At 72.5% G+C, this 20,219-nt stretch carries 18 protein-coding genes; 7 read left to right on the top strand and 11 right to left on the bottom strand.

From position 1 onward, the window contains the following. Window positions 1-3 precede the first annotated feature (3 nt). The 3 genes from ngcE (ACSDG8_RS27515) to ACSDG8_RS27505 are packed head-to-tail and all read right to left on the bottom strand — an operon-like array spanning window position 4 to window position 3,134. The gene (ngcE, locus tag ACSDG8_RS27515; RefSeq protein WP_210895128.1) at window positions 4-1,416 is read right to left on the bottom strand and encodes an N-acetylglucosamine/diacetylchitobiose ABC transporter substrate-binding protein; all 1,413 of its coding nucleotides are present in this window, start codon (window positions 1,414-1,416) and stop codon (window positions 4-6) included. A gap of 24 nt (window positions 1,417-1,440) precedes the next feature. Next, window positions 1,441-2,190 (bottom strand): sugar isomerase domain-containing protein, encoded by a 750-nt coding sequence (locus ACSDG8_RS27510; RefSeq protein ID WP_030500334.1) that lies wholly within the window; start codon window positions 2,188-2,190, stop codon window positions 1,441-1,443. Continuing rightward, a complete protein-coding gene (locus tag ACSDG8_RS27505; protein WP_116507118.1) occupies window positions 2,187-3,134 on the bottom strand; it encodes a MurR/RpiR family transcriptional regulator in 948 nt (315 codons plus the stop codon). The genes ACSDG8_RS27510 and ACSDG8_RS27505 overlap by 4 nt, the downstream gene beginning before the upstream one ends. Before the next feature lie 157 nt (window positions 3,135-3,291). On the opposite strand from ACSDG8_RS27505, the gene ACSDG8_RS27500 reads away from it, so the two are divergent. Then, window positions 3,292-4,281, top strand: a complete 990-nt coding sequence (locus tag ACSDG8_RS27500; protein WP_210895127.1) for an N-acetylglucosamine kinase — start codon at window positions 3,292-3,294, stop codon at window positions 4,279-4,281. Window positions 4,282-4,447: 166 nt separating this feature from the next. Here ACSDG8_RS27500 and ACSDG8_RS27495 read toward each other — a convergent pair whose 3' ends face one another. From ACSDG8_RS27495 to ngcE (ACSDG8_RS27480), 4 genes are all read right to left on the bottom strand, one after another. Beyond that, window positions 4,448-5,068, bottom strand: a complete 621-nt coding sequence (locus ACSDG8_RS27495) for a hypothetical protein (RefSeq protein WP_247688011.1) — start codon at window positions 5,066-5,068, stop codon at window positions 4,448-4,450. A gap of 85 nt (window positions 5,069-5,153) precedes the next feature. Further along, entirely contained in the window at window positions 5,154-6,059 is a 906-nt protein-coding gene (locus ACSDG8_RS27490) for a carbohydrate ABC transporter permease (protein ID WP_374223490.1), read from the bottom strand. Further along, the gene (locus ACSDG8_RS27485; protein ID WP_210942487.1) at window positions 6,056-6,964 is read right to left on the bottom strand and encodes a carbohydrate ABC transporter permease; all 909 of its coding nucleotides are present in this window, start codon (window positions 6,962-6,964) and stop codon (window positions 6,056-6,058) included. Before ACSDG8_RS27485 ends, ACSDG8_RS27490 begins: the two co-directional genes overlap by 4 nt. Beyond that, window positions 6,964-8,379 (bottom strand): N-acetylglucosamine/diacetylchitobiose ABC transporter substrate-binding protein, encoded by a 1,416-nt coding sequence (ngcE, locus tag ACSDG8_RS27480; RefSeq protein WP_210895125.1) that lies wholly within the window; start codon window positions 8,377-8,379, stop codon window positions 6,964-6,966. The genes ACSDG8_RS27485 and ngcE (ACSDG8_RS27480) overlap by 1 nt, the downstream gene beginning before the upstream one ends. A gap of 163 nt (window positions 8,380-8,542) precedes the next feature. Between ngcE (ACSDG8_RS27480) and ACSDG8_RS27475 the strand changes: the two genes are divergently transcribed. Next, window positions 8,543-9,949 (top strand): acyltransferase family protein, encoded by a 1,407-nt coding sequence (locus ACSDG8_RS27475; RefSeq protein WP_210895124.1) that lies wholly within the window; start codon window positions 8,543-8,545, stop codon window positions 9,947-9,949. A 3-nt stretch (window positions 9,950-9,952) separates the two neighbouring features. Here ACSDG8_RS27475 and ACSDG8_RS27470 read toward each other — a convergent pair whose 3' ends face one another. Beyond that, the gene (locus tag ACSDG8_RS27470) at window positions 9,953-11,248 is read right to left on the bottom strand and encodes an aspartate aminotransferase family protein (RefSeq protein WP_210895123.1); all 1,296 of its coding nucleotides are present in this window, start codon (window positions 11,246-11,248) and stop codon (window positions 9,953-9,955) included. 117 nt (window positions 11,249-11,365) lie between these two features. Here ACSDG8_RS27470 and ACSDG8_RS27465 point away from each other — a divergent pair, with 117 nt between their 5' ends. After that, window positions 11,366-12,328, top strand: a complete 963-nt coding sequence (locus ACSDG8_RS27465) for a hypothetical protein (RefSeq protein ID WP_210895154.1) — start codon at window positions 11,366-11,368, stop codon at window positions 12,326-12,328. A 58-nt stretch (window positions 12,329-12,386) separates the two neighbouring features. On the opposite strand, the gene ACSDG8_RS27460 is transcribed toward ACSDG8_RS27465, so the two are convergent. Further along, a complete protein-coding gene (locus tag ACSDG8_RS27460; protein WP_210895122.1) occupies window positions 12,387-13,073 on the bottom strand; it encodes a Tat pathway signal sequence domain protein in 687 nt (228 codons plus the stop codon). A 350-nt stretch (window positions 13,074-13,423) separates the two neighbouring features. Here ACSDG8_RS27460 and ACSDG8_RS27455 point away from each other — a divergent pair, with 350 nt between their 5' ends. From ACSDG8_RS27455 to ACSDG8_RS27445, 3 genes are all read left to right on the top strand, one after another. Continuing rightward, a complete protein-coding gene (locus ACSDG8_RS27455) occupies window positions 13,424-14,188 on the top strand; it encodes a TetR/AcrR family transcriptional regulator (RefSeq protein WP_210895121.1) in 765 nt (254 codons plus the stop codon). A gap of 185 nt (window positions 14,189-14,373) precedes the next feature. After that, window positions 14,374-14,988, top strand: a complete 615-nt coding sequence (locus ACSDG8_RS27450) for a DUF6230 family protein (protein WP_210895120.1) — start codon at window positions 14,374-14,376, stop codon at window positions 14,986-14,988. A 1-nt stretch (window position 14,989) separates the two neighbouring features. Next, complete coding sequence (locus ACSDG8_RS27445) at window positions 14,990-15,535, top strand: DUF6114 domain-containing protein (protein WP_210895119.1); 546 nt, start codon at window positions 14,990-14,992, stop codon at window positions 15,533-15,535. A gap of 1 nt (window position 15,536) precedes the next feature. On the opposite strand, the gene murD is transcribed toward ACSDG8_RS27445, so the two are convergent. Then, on the bottom strand, window positions 15,537-16,883 hold the full coding sequence (gene murD / locus ACSDG8_RS27440) for a UDP-N-acetylmuramoyl-L-alanine--D-glutamate ligase (protein WP_210895118.1): 1,347 nt from the start codon (window positions 16,881-16,883) through the stop codon (window positions 15,537-15,539). Between the two features lie 87 nt (window positions 16,884-16,970). Here murD and ACSDG8_RS27435 point away from each other — a divergent pair, with 87 nt between their 5' ends. Then, window positions 16,971-18,320, top strand: coding sequence for a hypothetical protein (locus tag ACSDG8_RS27435; protein ID WP_210895117.1), 1,350 nt, complete (start codon window positions 16,971-16,973; stop codon window positions 18,318-18,320). 219 nt (window positions 18,321-18,539) lie between these two features. Here the strand turns inward: ACSDG8_RS27435 and ACSDG8_RS27430 are convergent, their stop codons facing one another. After that, the gene (locus tag ACSDG8_RS27430; protein ID WP_210895116.1) at window positions 18,540-20,219 is read right to left on the bottom strand and encodes a PucR family transcriptional regulator; all 1,680 of its coding nucleotides are present in this window, start codon (window positions 20,217-20,219) and stop codon (window positions 18,540-18,542) included.

The raw sequence follows: 20,219 nt of genomic DNA, 5'->3' as shown, positions 1-20,219 counted from the left end.
GGATCAGGCGGTGCGGGTCTGCTTCTTGACCGACGAGTCCTTGGCGACCTTGTCGGCGGCCGCCTGCATCTTGTCGACGAACTGCTGCGCGGTGAGGCGGCCGGCCATCAGCTCCTCGGAGAGGTTCTGGCTCTCCTTGTCCAGGTCGGCGTAGAAGTCCGGGAACTTGACCGAGATCAGGTCGGAGCTGCCGTTCTTCATCAGCGAGTTGGCCGAGGCCAGCGCGGTGTCCTGGACGTTGTCGCCGGAGCCCTTGGTGGAGGCCAGCGACTTGGTCAGCTCGGCGAACTTCGCCGAACCGGCCTTGGACAGGATGGCCCGCAGGAACTCCTTCGCGGCCTCCTTGTTCGGCGCCTTGCTCGGCACCACGAAGCCCTCGCCGGAGGAGGCGAAGACGTCCTTGGCGGCCTTGTCGCCGCTCTTGCTCCAGTAGTCGGAGATGGTCATCTCGAAGCCCGGCGGGATGGTCGCGGCCATCTCGTTCTTCAGCCAGGTGCCGACCTGGATGAAGGCCGCCTTGCCGTCCAGGAACGCCTGCTGCGACTGGGTGTGGTCGAGCTTGCCCGGCAGCAGCAGCTTGTCCTTGACCAGCTTCTCCCACGGCTCCAGCGCCGCGACGATGCCGTCGGCCTTCCAGGCGCCGTCCTTCAGGTTGTCGATGTCGACGACGGCCTGCTTGCCGACGGCCTTCCAGATGCTGGCGAACAGCGCCCAGCGCGGGTAGTAGCCGTGCACCGCGTCGTGCACGTACGGCGCCATGCCCTTGGCCTTGATCTTCGGCGCGAGCGCGAAGAACTCGTCCCAGGTGGTCGGCGCCGTCCAGCCCTCCTTCTTGAACAGGGCGGCGTTGTACCAGTTGCCCCAGACCGTGTACGCCACGTTGACGACGTAGAACTTGCCGTTCTGCGTACCGTCGGCGACGGTGCCCGGCAGCAGGCTGTCGGCCACGGTCCCCTCGCTGTCCCAGGCGGGCGCGGTGAGCAGGTCGTCCAGCGGCTCGATCGCGCCCTCGTTGATCAGCGTGCTGCGGTCCATCATGTCGGCGCCCGAGTTCATCACCAGGTCGCTCGGCTGCGTCGCCATCTTGGGCTGCTCTTCGGTCTTGATCTTCTGAGTGGAAGACATGTTGACCGTGATGTTCGGGTGCTTGGCGTTGAAGATGACCTTGTCTTCCTTGGCCCACTGGTCGCCCAGCCCGCCGTTGAAGACCACCACCTTGACCGCGCTGCCGTCCTTGACGCCGAACGGGTTGTCCTTGCTCTTGGCCGCGCCGCCGCCGTCGGACTTGCTCGGCTCGCTGCCGGCGCACGCGCTCAGCAGACCCGCCGCCGGTACGGCCAGCAGACCGGCCGCGGCGGCGCGCCGCAGCAGCGTCCGACGGCTGACGTCGCCGAACTTCTCGGGAGTAACCGACATCTTGTCTCTCCTTGTGGTGTCGGGTCAGGCGGTCCGCCGGAGGCGCCCGGCGTACCGCGACTCGAGGGCGAGGTTGTGCTCGTCCCCACCGGGGACGTTGGCGGAGAGGTAGACAGGGGGTACCTCTCCGGCCTGGTGGAACCGTCGTACGACCTCGGCGGTCAGCAGCTGCGCCAGCAGCGCCGCGGTGACCGAGGAGACCGCACAGACCGCGCCGCCGCCCTCGAGCGGCAGCAGTGCGTCGCCGTACGGCGCGCCGTTGTCCAGCACGACGTCGGCGAGGTCGGCGAGCCGGTGCCCGGACGGGTGCCGAGGAGCGACCCGCGCGGTGTGCTCGACCGAGGTGACAGCGATCAGCTGATGGCCGCCGCGCTTGACGAGCGTCGCCAGCTCGACCACCGAGCCGTTGATGCCGGACTGCGAGGCGACCACGAACACGTCCTCCGGCTGCGGCGCCGCCAGCGCGTAGAGCTGGTGCGCCACGGCCGGGTCGCGTTCCAGTTTCGGATCGGCGAGCACGTCGCGGGGCGCGTCGCCGTGCAGCACGAGGTCGTGCAGGGAGAGCCGGTTGGCGGGGACCAGGCCGCCGGCCCGGGCGACCAGTTCGGCGGCGAACGCCTCGGAGTGACCGGCGCCGAACGCCTGCAGGACGCCGCCGGCGCGCAGCCCGGAGGCGATCAGGTCGGCTGCCCGGTCCACCGCGACCGCCTGGGTGTCGACCAGCCGGTCGAGCACCGGGCGGACCGCGTCGGCGTACCGCTGGGCACTGATCATGAGAGGGACCCCTTCGCGGCCTTGTGCCCGTCGACGGCCTGGGCGGTACGCCGGAAGGCCGCGTGGGCGCGGTCGTGGGTACGCTGCGCCACCGCGATGTAGAGCAGGTCGAGCACGACGAGCTGGGGATGCCGGGCGGAGAGCGCATCCGGCCGGAACGTGGTCGCCTGGCTGGCGGTGACCAGCACGATGTCGGCCAGCTCGGCGAGCGGCGAGCGGGGGAACCCGGTGAGCGCGACGGTGGTGGCGCCGCGGCTGCCGGCCTCGGCGAGCAGCTCGATCGTCTCCCGGGTCTGCCCGGTGTGTGAGATGCCGAGCGCGACGTCCCCGGCGCCCAGCAGCGCGGCGCTGGCCAGCCCTTCGTGCACGTCGCTCCAGGCCCACGCCGCCACCCCGATGCGGTGCAGGCTGAACTGCATCTCCTCGCCGACGAGCGCGCTGCCGCTGGCTCCGAAGATGTTCACCCGGCTGGCCCCGGCGATGGCGACCGCGGCCCGTTCCACCTCGGCCAGGTCGAGCAGCGCGGCGGTGTCGTGCATGGCCCGCGTGTCGGCGGCCATGATCTGGTCGAGCACCCGGGACAGCGGGTCGCCGGGCTGGATCTCGCGTCCGATGTCGACGGTCCAGCCGGCGGAGCGGGCCCGCCCGGTCTCGGCGGCGATGCCGAGCCGCAGGTCCGCGTACCCCTCGAAGCCCATCGCCCGGCAGAACCGGGTGATGGTCGCCGGTGACGTGCCGCTGCGCTCGGCCAGCTCGACGATGGTGGCGCGGGCCGCCGCCTCCGGGTCGCTGAGCACGTGCTCGGCGACCCGGCGCAACGCGCCGGTCAGCTCCCCCGCGCCGGCCCGGACCCGGGCCAGCACCCCGTCGGCGCCCAGCCGGTCGGCCGGACCGGCATCGACCACCGCGGTCGCCGCGGAAGTCTCCACCTCGTGCTCGGCCATCGGCGGGCGCCTTTCGGAAAAGAGTGTTAACTGTTAGTGGTAAAAGTTCTTACTGAAGGCCCCTCCGTGTCAAGGCTGTGGGCGAAGTTTTCAAACTGTTACCTGGCGCACGACCGCGATCTTGCGTCCGGCGACGCGGCCGACCAGCATGAGGACCATGTCGGACACCGTCGTGGTCGGCCTCGACGTCGGGGGTACGTCCACCCGCGCGGCAGCGCTCAGCCTCGACGGCACACGCCTGGGCGCCGGCCGGGCCGGTGGCGGCAACCCGACCAGTCACGGCGCCGAGCGGGCCGCCGCCGAGCTGCTCGCCGCCCTGCGCACGGCGCTCGCCGACATCGATCCGATCCGGGTACGCGCCGGCGTCATCGGCCTCGCCGGGGCCGGCCGCCTCCTGGCCGACCCGAACGGCCGCGACGCGTTCGACCACGCCTGGGCCGAGGCGGGACTGCGCTGCCCGTACGCGGTGCACGGCGACGCCCTCGTCGCCTACGCCTCCGGCACCGCTGCCCCGGACGGCACGGTGCTCATCGCCGGCACCGGCGCGATCGCCGCCCAGGTACGCGACCTGCGCCTGGACCGCGTCGCCGACGGCCACGGCTGGCTGCTCGGCGACGCCGGCTCGGGGTTCTGGCTCGGCCGTGAGGCGGTCCGGCGGCTGCTGACCGATCTGGACCGCGCGGAAGCACCCGGCGAGCTGGGGCACCGCGTCCTGTCGGAGCTGACCGGCGCGACCGCTGTGGACGCCCGTCCACGCGCGACGGTCGACGCCGTGGTGCAGGCGGTGACCCGGCGGCCTCCGGTGGAGCTGGCCCGGCTCGCGCCGCTCGTGGTGTCGTCGGCCCGCGACGGGGAGCCCACAGCGGTAGCGCTGATCGCCGAGGCCGCCGCGGCGCTGGCGCAGAGCGTGTCGCGGATCCGCCCGCCCGGCGCGACCGACCCGGTGGTGCTCGGCGGCGGGCTGCTCACCGGCGACACCCCGCTGGCCGCCGCGGTACGCGCGGAACTGGCCGAACGCTGGCCGGACGCGCCGCTGTCCGGCGCCGGGGACGGGGCCGCCGCCGCGGCCTGGCTCGCCGCCCGGGACCTGCCCGAGGTGACCGACGCGGCGGCGCTGCACGCCCGCCTCGTGCCCCCACCCACCTGACCCACGTCCTGGCGGCCCGCGCTGTCACCGGAGACCTCGCGCCGCCCTCCCGGGACGCTCGCCCACCGGGTGGAACGCCATGGGTGTCATAACGCCGGTTTGGCACCCATGGCGTTCCACTCGCCGCTTCCGGCGGTTCTCGGCGTGGGCGGGGTACTCCTGCTGATCAGTATCGGTCTTGCGAGTTTGGCTGATTCGGGTGCCAGCCCTGCGGGGCGGGCTGAGCCGGATGACCCTGCGGCGCGGCGCCGTACGGTGCGGGCTGACCTGGGGCGGGCTGACCCTGAGCGGGCGGGAACGCCTGGCCGGACTGACCGTGCCCCGCCCCCGGGTACATGCCCGGCTGCTGCTGCCCGCCCGGGTACTGCGGCGCGCCCGCGAACTGCTGCTGACCCCCTGCGAACTGCTGCTGGCCGCCGGGGTACTGCTGCTGGCCGCCGACGAACTGCTGGCCGCCCGGGTACTGCTGCGGCCCGCCCGCGAACTGCTGCCCGCCCGCGAACTGCTGCCCGCCCGCGAGCTGCGCGGCCGCCTGCTCGCGTGCCTCCTTGCGCGCCTTCACCGCGCGCACGATCAGCAGGATCGGCAGGACGAAGACGTAGAAGAAGATCCGGTAGCTGTCGCCGTCGAAGAGGAACAGCAGGTAGAAGCCGTACCCGAAGAAGGCCAGGCCGACGACCACGTTGAGGATGCGGGAGCCGGCCCCCTGCTCCTTGACGACCGCGCCGACCACGACCATCGCGATGCCGCCGAGCATCAGCAACAGCGTGTAGAGGAGGAAGAACATGATATTCCTGTCGATAGATGAGCGTGCCGGCTCACCCTAGGTCACTTCGATCTTCTCCACTGCCCCGTTGCCTGTGGCAACCACCTCACTTGAGCTGCCCGGCGGTCAGTCCGGACTGGACCTGGCGCTGGAACGCCACGTACACCACGAGAACCGGCAGCACCGCGATGGTCAGGCCGGCGAACAACTGGGCGTAGTCACCGGCGTAGCCCTGGCTGACCGCGAGCGAACTCAGGCCCTGGGCGAGCATCCGGTCCTGCCCGTCGCCCGGGATCAGCACCTGGGGCAGCAGGAACTGGTTCCAGTGGCTCAGGAAGTTGAAGATCCCGACACTGATCAGTCCCGGTCGCGCCATCGGCAGCATCACCCGGAAGAACAGCCGGAAGTGCCCGCACCCGTCGATCAGCGCGGCCTCCGCCACCGAGGTCGGCAGTGTCCGGAAGAACGCGGTCAGGAAGAACACCGTGAACGGCAGCGAGTACGCGGTGTAGACCAGGATCAGGCCTGGCCAGGTGCCGAGCAGGCCGACGCTGCGGACCACGAAGAACAGCGGCACCAGGGCCAGGAACACCGGGAACATCATGCCGCCGACGAACAGGTAGTAGACCACCTGCCGGCCGCGGAACTCGTAGCGCGCGAAGACGTACGCGGCGGTGGCGCCGAGCAGCATGGTCAGGCTCAGCGAGCCGGACACCACCACCAGGCTGTTGAAGAAGAACCGGCCGATGTGCGCGGTGCTCCAGGCGCGCGCCCAGTTGTCGAAGCGCAGCGCCTCGGGCAGCCCCCACGGCTCGGCGATGATCTCGCCGTTGCTCTTCAGCGAGCTGAGCACCATCCAGGCCAGCGGCAGCACCGTCATGGCCGCCCAGATCATGAGGAAGCCGTGCGAGAAGACGTTCGCCACGCCCAGCTCACGCCGGGGCGGACGGTCGGCCGGGGTGGCCGCGCGGGTCGCCTCGGCGGCCGGGACGCCGGTGTCCACGGTGGTCACGAGTACTCGATCCGATCACGCCGGGCGGTGCGCAGCGCCAGCACCGCCACCGAGAGGGTCAGGAAGAACATCGCCACGCCGATCGCCGAGGCGTACCCGAACTTGTTCTCGCTGCCGAACGACGTGTCGTACATCCGCAGCCCGATCACGTCGGAGGAGAAGTTCGGCCCGCCGTTGGTCATGAGCTGGACCAGGATGAAACCGTCGAGCGCCGCGATGGCCAGGTAGATCCACGCGACCTGGATGGTGTCCCACAGCAGCGGGATGGTGATCTTCCGCAGCATCGTCGCGCGGGACGCTCCGTCGAGCAGCACCGCCTCGTAGATGTCGCGCGGGATGGCCTGCATGGCGGCGCCGAAGAGCACCACGTAGAAGCCGACGTTGCTCCACACCATCACCGCCAGCACGCACCAGAACGCGAAACGCGGGTCGCCGAGCCAGGCCGGGGTGGCCAGCCCGACGGCGCGCAGGGCGCCGTTGAGCAGGCCACTCGTCGGACTGTAGATCTCCTTCCAGAGCAGCGCGATGATCACCACCGAGAGCACCTGCGGGAAGAAGTAGACGAGCCGGTAGACCGAGGTGCCCCGCACCCCGGTCACCCCGGCCCGGCCCTTGCGTCCGCCCATGGTGAGCATGCTGGCGAAGAAGAGTCCCAGCGCGATGGTCACCACCGGCACCACCGCGAGCAGGATCGCGTTGTTCTTCAACGCGTTCCACACGTAACCGTCGTTCAGCAGCGTGCGGAAGTTCGCCATGCCGACCGGGTCGGCCTGCGCGGAGTAGCCCATCCAGTCGGTGGTGGAGATCTGAAACGCCTGAAGGTACGGCGAGAGCACGAAGATGCCGTACAACGCCAGCGGGGGCAGCAGGAACGTGAGGATCAGGGGGAGGCGACCCTGTCGCATCACGCGGACCGCTTGTACTTCTTGACCGAGCTGTCCTGGGCGATCGAGTCGGCGCCCTTCTGGCACTGGTCGAGGAACTCGGCCGGGCCGATCCGGCCGCTGAAGAACTCGCCGCAGGCCGCGTCGACCAGGTTGCGCTCCAGCTTGCGGTAGTAGTTGTTGTAGACCCAGTTGAAGCCGTTGGACCCGGACGCGTCGAGCGCCTTGACCACGGAGCCGAGCCCGTGCGGCAGGTCGATGCCCTCGGTGGCGCCGGCGACCACGGGCAGGCTGGCGACCTTCCGGGTGAAGTCCTGCGCGCCCTTGCGGGACAGCATGGTCCGGAAGTACTCCAGGCCACCGGCGACGTTCTTCGCCTTCGCCGGCACCATGAACGGCTCGCCCGCGGTGCCCCGGATCGCCTCGTACGGCAGCTTGTCGCCGCTGCCCAGGCTCGGCGTGGGCGCGACTGTCATGTTGAAGCCGGACGGGGTGACGTCCTTCTGCTCGCTCTCCAGCCAGGAGCCGCAGGAGATGAACGCGGCCTTGCCCTGGCACCAGGCGGTCTGCGACTGCTTGTGGTCCAGGCCCGGCGAGCCGGCGAGGATGAACTTGTCCTTGACGATCTGGTGCCAGGCGTCGGCGGCGGTCTTCATCGCGTCCGACTTCCAGGCGCCGGGCTCCAGGTTGTCGATGGCCAGCGCCACGGACGGGCCGCCGAGCTTGATCGCGGTGGAGATCAGCGGCCAGCTCATGTAGCGGGGGTGCACACCGGCGTACGTCCAGGGGGCGATGCCGGCGGCCTTGATCCGGCGGCAGAGCGCGATGTGCTCGTCCCAGGTCTTGGCGTCCTCCCAGCCACGGTCGGCGAAGAGCTTGGTGGAGTGCCAGATGCCGTACACCGTGTAGGTGTAGTTGAGCACCAGGAACCGGCCGTCGTAGGAGCCGACCTCGACGGTGCCGGGCAGCAGCGTGTCCTTGACCGTCTTGCCGGGCGTGTCGAGGCTGGGCGCGGCGAGCAGCTCGCCCAGGTCGGCGATGGCGTTCTGCGAGACCAGGCCGTTGAAGTCGATCTGACCGGCGCCGGAGTTGTTCACCACGTCGGGCGGGCTGCCGTCGACGAAGCGGGGCTGGAGCGTCTTGCTGATCTCCGCGGTGGCCGAGTGCTTGATCTCCGCCTTCGGGTACCGCTCCTTGTACATGGCCTCGTGGGCCTTGGCGTAGTCCTCCCCGAAGCCGCCGTTGAAGATCACCACCTCCAGCGGGGCGTCCTCGGCCACGCCGAGCGGGTTCTGCTCGCTCTTCGTGCCCTTGTACGCGCCGCCGTCGCCCTCGTCGTCACCTCCGGAGGTGGCGCAGCCGGCGAGCAGGCCGGCGGCGGGGGTGGCCAGCAGGCCGGCGGCGGCGCTGCGCCGAAGGATCTCACGCCTGTTCATCGCATCTCCTCGGTTCGGGTACGCCCGGTGAACGATCTGTCGCTTGTCTTCACAAGAGGCATTTCCACTGAAGAATTTCTACGACAGTGCGACGGGGACCACAACCCCTCTCGACCGATCCGTTATCCGTACCGGTCGCGGCGCGCTGGCCTAGCCTGAGCCCATGCGCCGCCTGCGGCAGCTCGCGCAACGCACGCCGCCGGGGCGGGAGCGCTACATCGACCTGCTCCGGGCGCTGGCCATCACCATGGTCGTGCTCGGCCACTGGGGCGTCACGGCGATCGGGTACGAGCACGGCCGCCCCTCCGGTCACTCGGCGCTGGCGGACCTGCGCTGGGCCTGGTCGCTGACCTGGGTGGCCCAGGTGATGCCGGTGTTCTTCCTGGTCGGCGGCTACGCCAACGCCGCCTCGCTGGCCGCGCGCCGCCGCCGGGGCGGCTCGGCGACGGGCTGGCTGGTCGACCGCAGCGCCCGGCTGGTCCGGCCGACCACCGTACTGCTGCTGGTGCTGGCCGCGGGCGCGGGCATCGCCACGCTGCGCGGCGCCGACGCGGCCCAGGTGCGCGAGGTGGTCTGGTTCGCCACCATCCCGCTGTGGTTCCTGGTGGCCTACGTCGCCGTGGTGGCGCTGACCCCGCCGATGTACGCGCTGCACCGCCGGTTCGGGCTCGCCGTGCCCGTGGCGCTGGTGGTGCTGGTCGCGCTCGGCGACCTCGGTCGGCTCCTCGGTCCGGCCGTGCTCGCCGACGGCAACTACCTGCTGGGCTGGCTGGCCGTACACCAGCTCGGTTTCGCCTGGTACGACGCGGCCCGGCCGGACACCCGCGCGGCCGCCGGCGCCGACACGGCCGGCGCCGGAACCCGGGGCCTGTTCCGCCGCGGGCTGCCGCTGTCCCGCCGGGCGGGCACGGCCCTGCTCGGCGGCGGGTTGGTCGCGCTGGTGCTGCTCACGACGGCAGGGCCGTACCCGGTGCCGATGCTGCACGTCCCCGGCGAGCGGCTGGACAACGCGGCGCCGCCGAGCCTGGCGCTGATGGCCGCCGCGGCCGCCCAGCTCGGCCTGATCCTGCTGCTGCGGCGCCCGGCCGGGCGCTGGCTGCGCCGGTCCGGCCCGTGGCAGGCGGTGCTGGCGGTGAACGCGGTGGTGCTCACCCTGTTCCTCTGGCATCTGACCGCCGCGGTGCTGCTGGTCGGCCTGCTGGACGCGCTCGGCGTGCTGCCCGCTCCCCTGGTCGGATCGGCGGCCTGGTGGGCGTGGCGCGTACCGTGGCTGCTCGCGCTGGCCGCGGTGCTGGCCGTGCTGGTCGCGGTCTTCGGCCCGGTCGAGGCCCGGACCCGCCGCCCGGCCGCGACCGGCCCGGCCGGGGTCGGCGGGCGGCGGCTGCGCGCCGGGCTGGCCCTGGCCGGGTACGCGGGCGTGCTGGTCGGCCTGCTGCTGAACAGCCTCACGCCCAAGGAGGCGCCGGAGCCGCTGGGCCTGCCCGCCCCGGCGCTGGTGGCGTACCTGGCCGGGGCGGGTCTGCTGCGGCTGCTCAGGTCCGGGCGGGCAGTCCGGCGCCGGCCCGGTTGACGGTCACGCCCCGATCGAGGCGCGGATCGCGTCGACCAGGATCGCCAGGCCCTCCCGGGCCTCGTCCTCGGTGAGCGTCAGCGGCGGGCCCATCCGGATCACGTTGCCGTACAGGCCGCCCTTGCCCACCAGCAGGCCGCCGGTCCGGCACGCCTCGAAGACGCGGGTGGCCAGCGCCGCGTCCGGCTCGACGGTGCCCGGGTGGACGAACTCGACGGCGAGCATCAGGCCCTTGCCGCGCACCTCGGCGACCTGGTCCAGCCCGGCGGTCGCGGCGCGCAGTCCGTCGCCGAGGATCGCGCCGACCCGGGCGGCGTTGGCCTGCAGGTCGTGGTCGAGCAGGTAGTCGAGCACCGCGTTGCCGGCGGCGGTGGAGACCGGGTTGCCGCCGAACGTGGAGAAGCTGATCGCCGGCACCGACTCCAGCACCTCGGCCCGGCCGACCACCCCGGCCAGCGCGAAGCCGTTGCCGACGCCCTTGGCGAAGGTGAGCAGGTCCGGCGTCACGCCGTGCGCCTGGTAGCCCCAGAAGTGCTCGCCGGTACGGCCCCAACCGGTCTGCACCTCGTCGCTGATCAGCAGGATGCCGTGCTCGTCCAGCACCTTCTTCCAGGCGGCGAACAGGCCGTCCGGGCCGTGCACGAAGCCGCCCACGCCCTGGACCGGCTCGGCGATCAGGCAGGCCACGTCGCCGGCGGTCTGGGTGGCGAGCACCTCGCGCAGGTCCTCGACCGCCGCGTCGACCCGGTCGGCGGCGTCGAGGCGGGCCAGCAGCCCGCGCAGCCGCTCGCCGGAGTGCAGCCAGGCCACCTGCAACGGGTTGAGCGCGCTGGCCGACCAGCCACGGTTGCCGGTGACGCCCATCGTCGCGTACGACCGGCCGTGGTAGCTGTTTCGCACCGCGAGGATCTGGTGCGAGCGCCGGTGGTTCGTGGCGACCAGCAGCGCGGCCTCGTTCGCCTCGGTGCCGGAGTTCGTGAAGAAGACGCGGGCGTCCGGGATGCCGGAGAGCTGGGCGATCTTCTCGGCCAGCTCGACCTGCTGGCGGATCAGGTAGAGCGTGGAGGTGTGCACGAGGCCGGTCCGCAGCTGCCGCTCGACCGCCTCCCGGATCTCCGGGATGTCGTGACCGACCATGGTGGTCAGCACGCCGCCGAAGAAGTCCAGGTAGGTCCGGCCGGCGGCGTCGGTGACCCGGCGGCCGGAGCCGGCGACGAGTTCCAGCGGTTCGGCGTAGTAGAGCGGCATCCAGGACGGGAGCACTGCCCGGTGCCGGGCCAGCAGGTCGTCGGAGGTCATCGGCGCACCCTTCAGCGGAGGTGGATCCCCGCACGTTCCCACCACGACCGGGGCGGGGACAACCGGCACTGCGCCGAAAGGCCCGGCGGTAGCATCCGCCGGGTGCGGACGGATCAGGTGACGTTGCCGGGTGGCGTGGCGGGGACGACGCGGGCACACCTCCTGGCCGGGATCCGGTACTGGGTGGAGTCCGGCCCGGTGCGGAGCCTGGTGGCGCGCTTCGGCGGTGACTGGCCCGACGGCGACCTGGCGGCGGTGCTGGCCGGCCTGGACGCGTTCTCCGCCCGCCGCTGGGACTTCCGGCAGGGACGGGAACGCCCGGACGCCCGGGAGCCGGCGTTCGACCCGGCCACCGCCGCGCTGGTGCTGGGCGCCGCCGACGCGCTCGGGCTGGTCCGCGCCGTCGCGCCGGCCCGATCCGGGTACGCGCACCTGCTGGTGCTCGGCGGGCTGGCGCACGCCTGCCTGCGGCGCACCGCGTACGCGGCGCTGCTGGCCCGCGCCTCGGCCCAGGTGACCGGCGAGGTGGCGGTGCTGGGCAGCTTCCGGCCGCTCTCCCCCGCCGAACGCCGCATGATCGACGCCGCCGGGCTACCCGGCTGCGCCACCGAGGTCGACGTCCTCGACGCCGGGGTGCGGCTGGCGTTCGGTGTCACCGAGCCGGACGACGAGCGTGGCGAGCCGGCCGGTCATCCGCACCGGGCCTGGTCCTCGCGCACCTACCGGCCGGCCGGGCTGCCCCCGGTGCGGGTGCTCGCCGCGCCGTCGAGCGAGCCGGACCGCCGGCGCGCGCACACCGCCGACACGCAGCGGTTCTGGGCCGAACACGTGCGGCTGCGCGCGGGCGACGAGGTGCTGATGGTGACCGCCCCGATCTACGTGCCGTTCCAGCACTGCGACGCGCTGCGCACGCTCGCCGTGCCGTACGGGTGCGGCATCGAGACGGTCGGTGTGGATCCGGCCGCGCGCGCCGCGGTCGACGTACCGGAGCCGACCCTGACGCCCGGCCGCTACCTCCAGGAGATCCGGTCGGCGCTGCGGTCGATGCGCGCGCTGCACGCGACGCTGGCGGCGGGCTGACCGGCGTGCGGGGCCGGCGCCCGGCGTAGTGCCGCGCACCGGCCCGTGTGCCGTGTGGTCAGTTGACGTAGACCGCCGGGCTGCCGGTCTTGCTGATGTCCTTCACCGGCGAGTACGAGGCGGTGAAGTACGCGGTGCCGAAGCAGAGCGACGGGCCGGAGAACTTGGTCAGGGCCTGGTTGGTGAAGGTGATCGAGTTGGTGCCGTTGGACGCCGTACCGGTCAGCGTGTTCGTGCTGGTGCGGTAGACGCAGGTGATCGCGCCGAGCAGCGAGTTGAGCACGACGGTGCTCTGGATCGGCGCGGCCGCCGTACCGGAGATGGTGACCACTCCGGCGCTGGTCACCGACGTGGTGTAGGGCAGGTTGTTGACCGTGACGCTCTGCACGCCGGTGGTGCCGAAGACGTTGGTGGTGCAGCTGGTGAACGACTGCGCGGTCAGGCTCTCGGTGGCGGTGCCGGGGGCGGTCGGGTTGGTCAGCACCTTGGCGCTGAAGCTGGACGCGGCGCACTTGATGCCGGTGGTGCCGCTGGTCGAGGAGTAGAACGTGGCGTTCGTACCGCTGCGCAGGCTGGCCTGGATGACGTCGCCCACCGACACGGCGGTGCCGGCGACGGTCGGGTAGGTCAGCACGTTGCTGGCCAGCGAGGTGGTGGGTGCGGCGGTGGCGGGGGCGGCGCCGACCAGAGAGGTCAGCAGCGCCAGGGCGGCGAGGCCCGCGCCGATGCGTCCGTACCTGGGCATGGTTGTTCCTTCCGGCGGTGGGACAGGAAACGGTGCCGGCGGCGTCCGGAGTGGACGGGGCCGGTGGGTGCGGCGGCCGGGATCGGGCCACCGACTGTGGTGGTGCGCCGTTGCGGCCTCAGCGGGCCGGGCGGCGTGGCGCAGTGCGGCGGTGCCGCGTCACCTCGGTCTTCCCGGCCTTGGGGGGACGGGTGCGCGCGGCGATAATGGCAGCCATCCGGCCCTCCTTCGACACGTACGGGGTGACCGACGAGGAGAGATCACCAGCGGTGACGGGGCGTGAACTGAGCGTGTCGAAAGTTATAAACCCCGGAGGGTCGTAAAGTCAACGCATCAAGAAAGGTCGATAGGTGACCGTCCCGAGCCCGCCGTCGCCGGCGCCCGTACCCCTGCCGGGCGCCCGCCACGGCCGCGACCCGGACCGCGCCATCAAGCGCGGCCCGCGCCGGGTGCCGGCCGAGGAGGTGGCGGCGACCCAGCGCGACCGCCTCTTCGACGGCCTGGTCCGCGAGGTCGCCGCCCGGGGGTACGACAACGCCCGGGTCAGCGACATCTGCCACGCCGCAGGCGTCACCCGGCCCGCCTTCTACGCGCTGTTCACCGGCAAGCAGGACGCCTTCCTGGCCGCGTACCGGCACGGCATCGCGGTGGTCTCGCACCTGATGGAGGACGCCTACCGCGACGCCGGCCCGAACTGGCCGCAGGCCGCCCGGGCGGCGCTGCGCACGCTGCTCGACGTGCTGGCCAGCGTGCCCGCCTTCGCCCGGATGGCACTTGTCGAGGTGGACGCGGCCGGCCCGGACGCGCGCCGGGAACGCGACGCGCTGCTGCGCAGCTTCCGCCGGTTCTTCGCCGACGCCGGGCCGGAGCCGGCGGGCACCGAGGTGGATCGCGACGCGCTGGTGTCCACGGTGGTCGGCGGCATCCACGCCACCATCCGCGAGCGGGTGGCGCAGGGGCGGGCCGACGAGCTGCCGCTGTTGCTGCCGGTGCTCACGTACGCGGCCACCGCGCCGTTTCTCGGCCCCGAGGGCGCCCGGCGCGTCACCCGGGCCGCCCGGCCGGACGACGGACCGGCCGCCACGGCGCCGTGCGCGCCGCCCGGTCATCCCTGATCGATCAAAAACCGCAGCGGTTTTTCACTTTGGCCGCTTTTGGCAAATACCGCCCAACGATCTGCTACAGGCAGTTGACCGGCCCTTTACTCAGCGGTAACTTCGGCCTGCGCCCACCCGGCGCGGTCATCCCGCGAATCCAATTCACATCGTCGCGGATGAATTGATCTCGAAAGGGAGCCAGCATGTCGGAGCAGATCGATCAACCGAGAAGCGGCGTACGCTGGCGCCGGTTCGCCGTCACGCTCGGCACCGTGACTGTCGGCGCGGCCGGCATGGTGATGCTCACCGCCCAGGGTGTCCTCGGCGCGCAGTTCGCCATCTCGGGCATGCCGTTCACAGTCACCGCCGACAAACTGGAGGGGACCGGGTTCGAACAGTTCGCCACGCTCGACCAGATGATCCCGGACAGCCCCAACCAGGGCGACACCGGCGGGCAGGTGCTCGTGATCGTCTCGGCCATCGACAAGGCCGAGCTGACGAATCTCTGCCAGAGCATCAACCTGGGCGGGACCAACCTGCGGATCACCGCCGGCAATTCCGGTAAGCCCGTCAGCGCCCGCACGCTCGTGGTCGACGGCGACGAGATCGCCGGCAACGCCTCCTTCAAGAACATCGACGTCGGGCAGGACGCCAGCACCGTCGACAAGGTCCCCGGGGTCAAGGGCAACCCGGGCGTGTTCGCCCAGCAGGCCGACACGGTGACCATCACCAACCTGCGGCAGAACAACTACGCCACCACCGCCGCGGTCTTCACGCTGCCCAACCTGCGCATGGGCTTCAGCTCCGACGGGTGCTGACGTGACCGGGGGACAGCACACGGCGCCCGCCGCCGGCGTCCGCGCACGCTGGCGGCACTGGCGGCGCGCCCGGCCGTTCACCGCCGGGCTGCTCATCGCGCTCGGCGGCGCGGAGATGCTGGTGACGCTGCGCGCGCCGCTCGGCGTCCTGCTGCACGTCGGGCCGCAGGGCCTGGCCGCGTACCTGGTCCCGGCGGTGCTGGTGATCTGCGGCGTGCTGCTGATCACCACCCCGCAGCAACGGGTCTTCTATGCGGTGCTCTCCCTGGTGCTCGGGCTGGTCTCCTGGCTCACCTCGAACCTGGGCGGGTTCCTGGTCGGCATGTTGCTGGCGCTGGTGGGCGGGGCGCTCGCGTTCGCCTGGACGCCGGTCAAGCAGCGCGCGGCCCAGGCCGAGACGTCGGCGACACCCGCCGCCACGGCCTCAGCTGCCACCGCGCCCGGGCCGCGCGAGCCCGTCGACAGCTCGGCGCCCACCGAGTCCCTCGACGCGCTCCTGTCGACCGAGCCGGGGCCGTCGCGCGACGCCCGGGCGGAGCGCGGCTGACTCAGCGGGCGGTGTCCGCCACCGCCTGCGCGAACACCTCGGAACGGTGCTCGAAGTTGCGGAACCGGCCGTAGCTGGGCGCGGCCGGGGACAGCAGCACCACCCCGCCGGCCGGGGTGAGCTTGCGGGACAGCCCGACGGCGGCGACCAGGTCGTCGGCCAGTTCGGTACGCACAGACGGCAGGCCGGACAGCGCCTCCACGATGCGGGGGCCGCTGTCCGGCACGCCGATCACGGTGATCTCCCGATCGGCCAGGTGCGCGCGCAGCGGGCTGTAGTCCAGCCCCCGGTCGGCGCCGCCGACGATCACGGTCAGCGGCCGCCCCTCGTACGCGTCGATCGCGTGCATCGCCGCGTACGGGCTGGTGGCGAGCGTGTCGTCGACGAAGGTGAGCCCGGACGGGTCGGCGATCTCGGTGAGCCGGTGCGCCAGGCCCTGGAACTCGGCGACCGCGACGGCGAGGCTGTCCTTGCGCGCCACCACGTCGATGCCGAGCGCGTCCAGCACGGCGAGCGCGACGCAGAGGTTGCCCTCGTTGTGCCGCCCGACCAGCGGCAGCACCGCGCGCGGGAACAGCGGCGTGTCCCGCAGGTGGAACCACTGCGTGCCGTCCGGGCCGGTCGCCACGTGCGTCGTGTCCGGTGAGCCGGCCCGGATCGCGGGCCGGTCGCCCAGCTCCGCGGCCAGGCGCGGATCGGCGCCGTTGACCACCACGGCGTGCGGGCCGTGCGCGACCAGGTTCAGCTTGTCCCGGTAGTACTCCCGCTCACCGCCGTGCGCGTCCAGGTGCTCGGGGAACAGCGCGGTCACCACCGCCACCCGCGGCGAGTCGGTCAGGTCGGCGCACTGGTAGCTGGACAGCTCCAGCACGTACAGCTCGGCCTCCGGCAGGTCCAGCAGCGGCACCCCGATGTTGCCGCCGAACACGTTCGGCCGGTCCATCGCGGTGAGCAGGTGGCTGATCAGGCTGGACGTGGTGCTCTTGCCCTTGCTGCCGGTCACCCCGACGGTCCGGCCCGCGTGGTCGGCCATCCACAGCGCGCTGCCCTGGGTCACCGGCACGGACCGGCGGCGCAGCTCCACCATCCACGGGTGCGTGTTCGGCACCCCCGGCGAGCGGACCACGACGTCCGCGGCGGCCAGCCGGTCGAAGCCCTCCTCGCCGGTGACCAGCGGCGCCGCGTCGGCGAGCGGGCCTTCCCAGGGCAGGGTGAGGAAGTTGGCGCTGTCGTCGACGACGACCAGGCCGGCCGGCCCGTGCGCGGCGATCGCGGTCACCGCGGCCCGGCCCTCGCGGCCGGCGCCCCAGACGGCGACATGACGTCCGCGCAGATCAGACAGGCGCACGGGCTCTCCTCGGACTCGGTCGGTGCACGGCGGTCGGGGGTCGGCCCAGCCGGACACGGGCGGACGAACCAGGGCCTAGTATGGCGTGTGCCCAACGAGCAGCTGCGGCGGATGGACGCCTTCACCTTCCCGTCCTACTCGATCGACTTCGCCACCGGCGAGGTCCTGTTCGACTACGCCCTGACCGGCCCCGACGGCGAGCAGCGATTCACCGAGGTGATCACGCTTCCGCTGCCGTCCGAGCCGGTCTCCGGCGCCACCGCGGCCATCCTGGCGCGGGTCCTGGAGCTGCTGCACGTCGTCGCCGGCGTCAGCTACTACAAGGCCGCCGCGCCGCCCCGGCTGGTGCTGCCCGCGCCGCTGGGCGCCGCCGCCGTCGAGCTGGTCACCGCCGTCTACACCAAGGGCCTCGCCGAGTACGCGTACCGCAACGACCTGCCGTACGTGCTGGACCTGCGCCCCGAGGTGCCCGCCGGGACGGTGGACCCGGCGACTCCGCTGGACAACTCAGACCGGCGTCCGCTGTCGGCGGTGGGCGGCGGCAAGGACTCCATCGTCACGCTGGAGGCGCTGCGCCGCGCCGGCCTCGACCCGGTGCCCTTCTCGGTCAACCCGAACCACGTGATCGTGTCGGTGAACGAGGCGTCGGACCTGGTGCCGCTGGCCGCCCGGCGACGGCTGGACCCGGTGCTGTTCGAGCTGAACGCGGCCGGCGCGCGCAACGGGCACATCCCGGTAACCGCGATCAACTCGCTGATCGCCGTGGCCACCGCCGTGCTGCACGGCCTCGGCCCGGTGGTGATGTCCAACGAGCGCTCGGCGTCCGACCCGAACCTGATCTGGAACGGCCACGAGATCAACCACCAGTGGTCCAAGGGCGTCGAGGCCGAAGGGCTGCTGCGCGCGGCGCTGGCCGAGCACGCCGGGCTCACCGAGCCGTACTTCTCGTTGCTGCGCTCCCTGTCCGAGCTGCACATCGCCCGGCTGTTCGCCGAGATCGACCGGTACGACGCGGTGGTGACCAGCTGCAACGCCGCGTTCAAGCTGCGCGACGCGAGCGAGCGGTGGTGCCGGGACTGCCCGAAGTGCCGCTTCGTGTTCCTGGCCATGGCGCCGTTCATGCCCCGGGAGCGGCTGACCGGCATCTTCGGCGGTGACCTGCTGGCCGACGAGTCCCAGGTGCCCGGCTACCGGGAGCTGCTCGGCGTCGACGGGCACAAGCCGTTCGAGTGCGTCGGCGAGGTGGAGGAGTCGGTGGTGGCGCTGAGCCTGCTCGCCCAGCAGGACCAGTGGCGCGACGCCCCGGTGGTACGCGCCCTGGTCGCGGCCCTGCCCGACACCGCCTGGCAGGCGGCGGCGACCTCCGACGTCTTCACCCCCGGCGGCCCCAACTTCGTCCCCACCCCCTACGCCAAGGCCCTGACCGCCCTAACCTGACCCCGCCCTCTCCCCTCTCCCCGCCCCCGCCCCCGCCCCCGCCCCGTCGATCATGAAGTTAGCGGGGCGAATTCGGGCGAATCACCGGCTCAACCTCATGATCAACTCTCCCGTCTCATCGATCTTGGACTTGTGGTGCCGCGCAAAAGCCGCGTTTCTGGGCATCGCGGGCGCCACAAGTCCAAGATCGGCGAGCTCGGCCGAGCGCCGCGCCGGGGGTCAGGGGGTGCGGATGGCGTCCAGGGCCAGCAGGGCCACGTGCAGTGACAGGCATCTGTCGACCGAGTCCAGGTCGGCGTCGAGGATGCGGCCGATCCGGGCCAGCCGCTCGTAGAACGCCGGCCGGGACAGGTGCGCCGCGGCCGCGCCGGCCGACTTGTTCCGCCCCTGCTCCAGGTACGCGCGCAGCGTGCCGAGCAGCTGCTCGCGGGGGTGCTGGGCGTCGTACGTTAGCAGTGCCCCGAGTTCGCGCTCGACGAACGTCTGCAACCGGGGCTCGTCACGCAGCAGGTGCAGCAGACCGGCCAGCCCGACGTGCGGCAGCCGGTAGCAGGGCAGGTCACGGGGGTCCCGCCGGGCCGCCTCGGCGATCTGGCGCGCCTCGACGAGTGAGCGGCGCGCCTCGCGCAGACTGCCCACGCCGGAACCGGCCGCCACCACGGTGCGGGTGGCCGGAGGGCGGGACGGGGCGGCGTCGAGGCGTACCCGGCGCAACGCCGTGGCGAACGCGGCGAGTGCCTTCTCCTCGGCGGCCGCGTCGGGCAACGCCAGCAGCGCCCCCACCGCGTGGTCGTCGACGGCGCTGGTCAGGGCGGTCAGTTTGGCGTCCCGCACGGCCTGGCCGACCGCCTCGGCGAGGTCGCGCAGGCGGGCCGGACCGGCCTCGGGGTCGGCGTCGGCGCCCGGGCCGGCGTCGGCGGCCGGTTCGTCGCCGCGGTGCCGGACCACCACGCCGACCAGGTGCCGGCGGTCCAGGACGACGCCGAGCGCCTTGGCGCGCAGCGCCACCTCGTCCACCGGGCGGGAGTGGTCGATGAGCGCGGTCAGCAGCGTGCGGTGGATCTGCCGTTCCAGGCCCTCGGCGTCGCGGCGGATCAGCCGCCCCAGGGCCAGCGTGGAGGCGGCCCGCTCGATCAGGATGGTCAGCCGCGTCGGCGGGGCGGACTCGGCGACCGGCCAGCGCAGCAGCAGCCGTCCCCAGTCCTGCCCGCGCGCCCCGACTGTGGTGACCAGCCAGCCGCTGCCCGGGTCGTACGCGGTGCGCCCGGCCGGGCGGATCTGCCGGGAGTGCTGTTCCCAGCCGTCCAGCAGCAGTTCCGCGTTCTGCCCCGCCGGGTCGTACGCAAGCACCTGCCGGGACAGGTTCTCCAGCACCATCGGGCAGCCGGCCAGCTCGGCGGCCTGCCGCAGCACCTCGGCCGGTTCGGCGCCCTCCACCGACAGGTCGGTGAACCGCTGGTGGATCTCCTCGGTGGCGCGCAGCTCGGTGAGCTGGGCGTCCACGATCAGCCCGTGCACCGCCTCGGTGATCCGGACGAACGGGGTGCCCCGGCGCAGCTCGACCAGGGGCAGGCCGCGGCGTTCGGCGGCGGCGGCCATCACCCGGGGCACACCGGTGAGGTACCGGCGGCCCAGCTCGACCACCAGGCCGGAGGCGCCGACGTCGGCGAGGGTGCCGATGAACTCGCGCAGCCCGGCGTCGTCGGCCGGCAGCCCGATGCCGGTGGTCAGGACCAGTTCCCCGCCGCCGAGCAGGGTGGCGATGTCGGGCACCTCGGCGATGTGCACCCACCGCACCGGGCGGTCCAGCCCGGCGTTCCCGGCGACCAGGCGTGGCGCACCGTGGCGCATCGGCACCAGGTCCAGGACCTCACGCACGGTAGGGAACACGGGCGACAC

The organism is Micromonospora sp. LA-10 (genome assembly GCF_051853095.1).
Lineage (GTDB): Bacteria > Actinomycetota > Actinomycetes > Mycobacteriales > Micromonosporaceae > Micromonospora > Micromonospora echinospora_A.
Note: the sequence above shows the minus strand (reverse complement) of the source record. Positions and strands in the feature narration are given on the sequence as shown.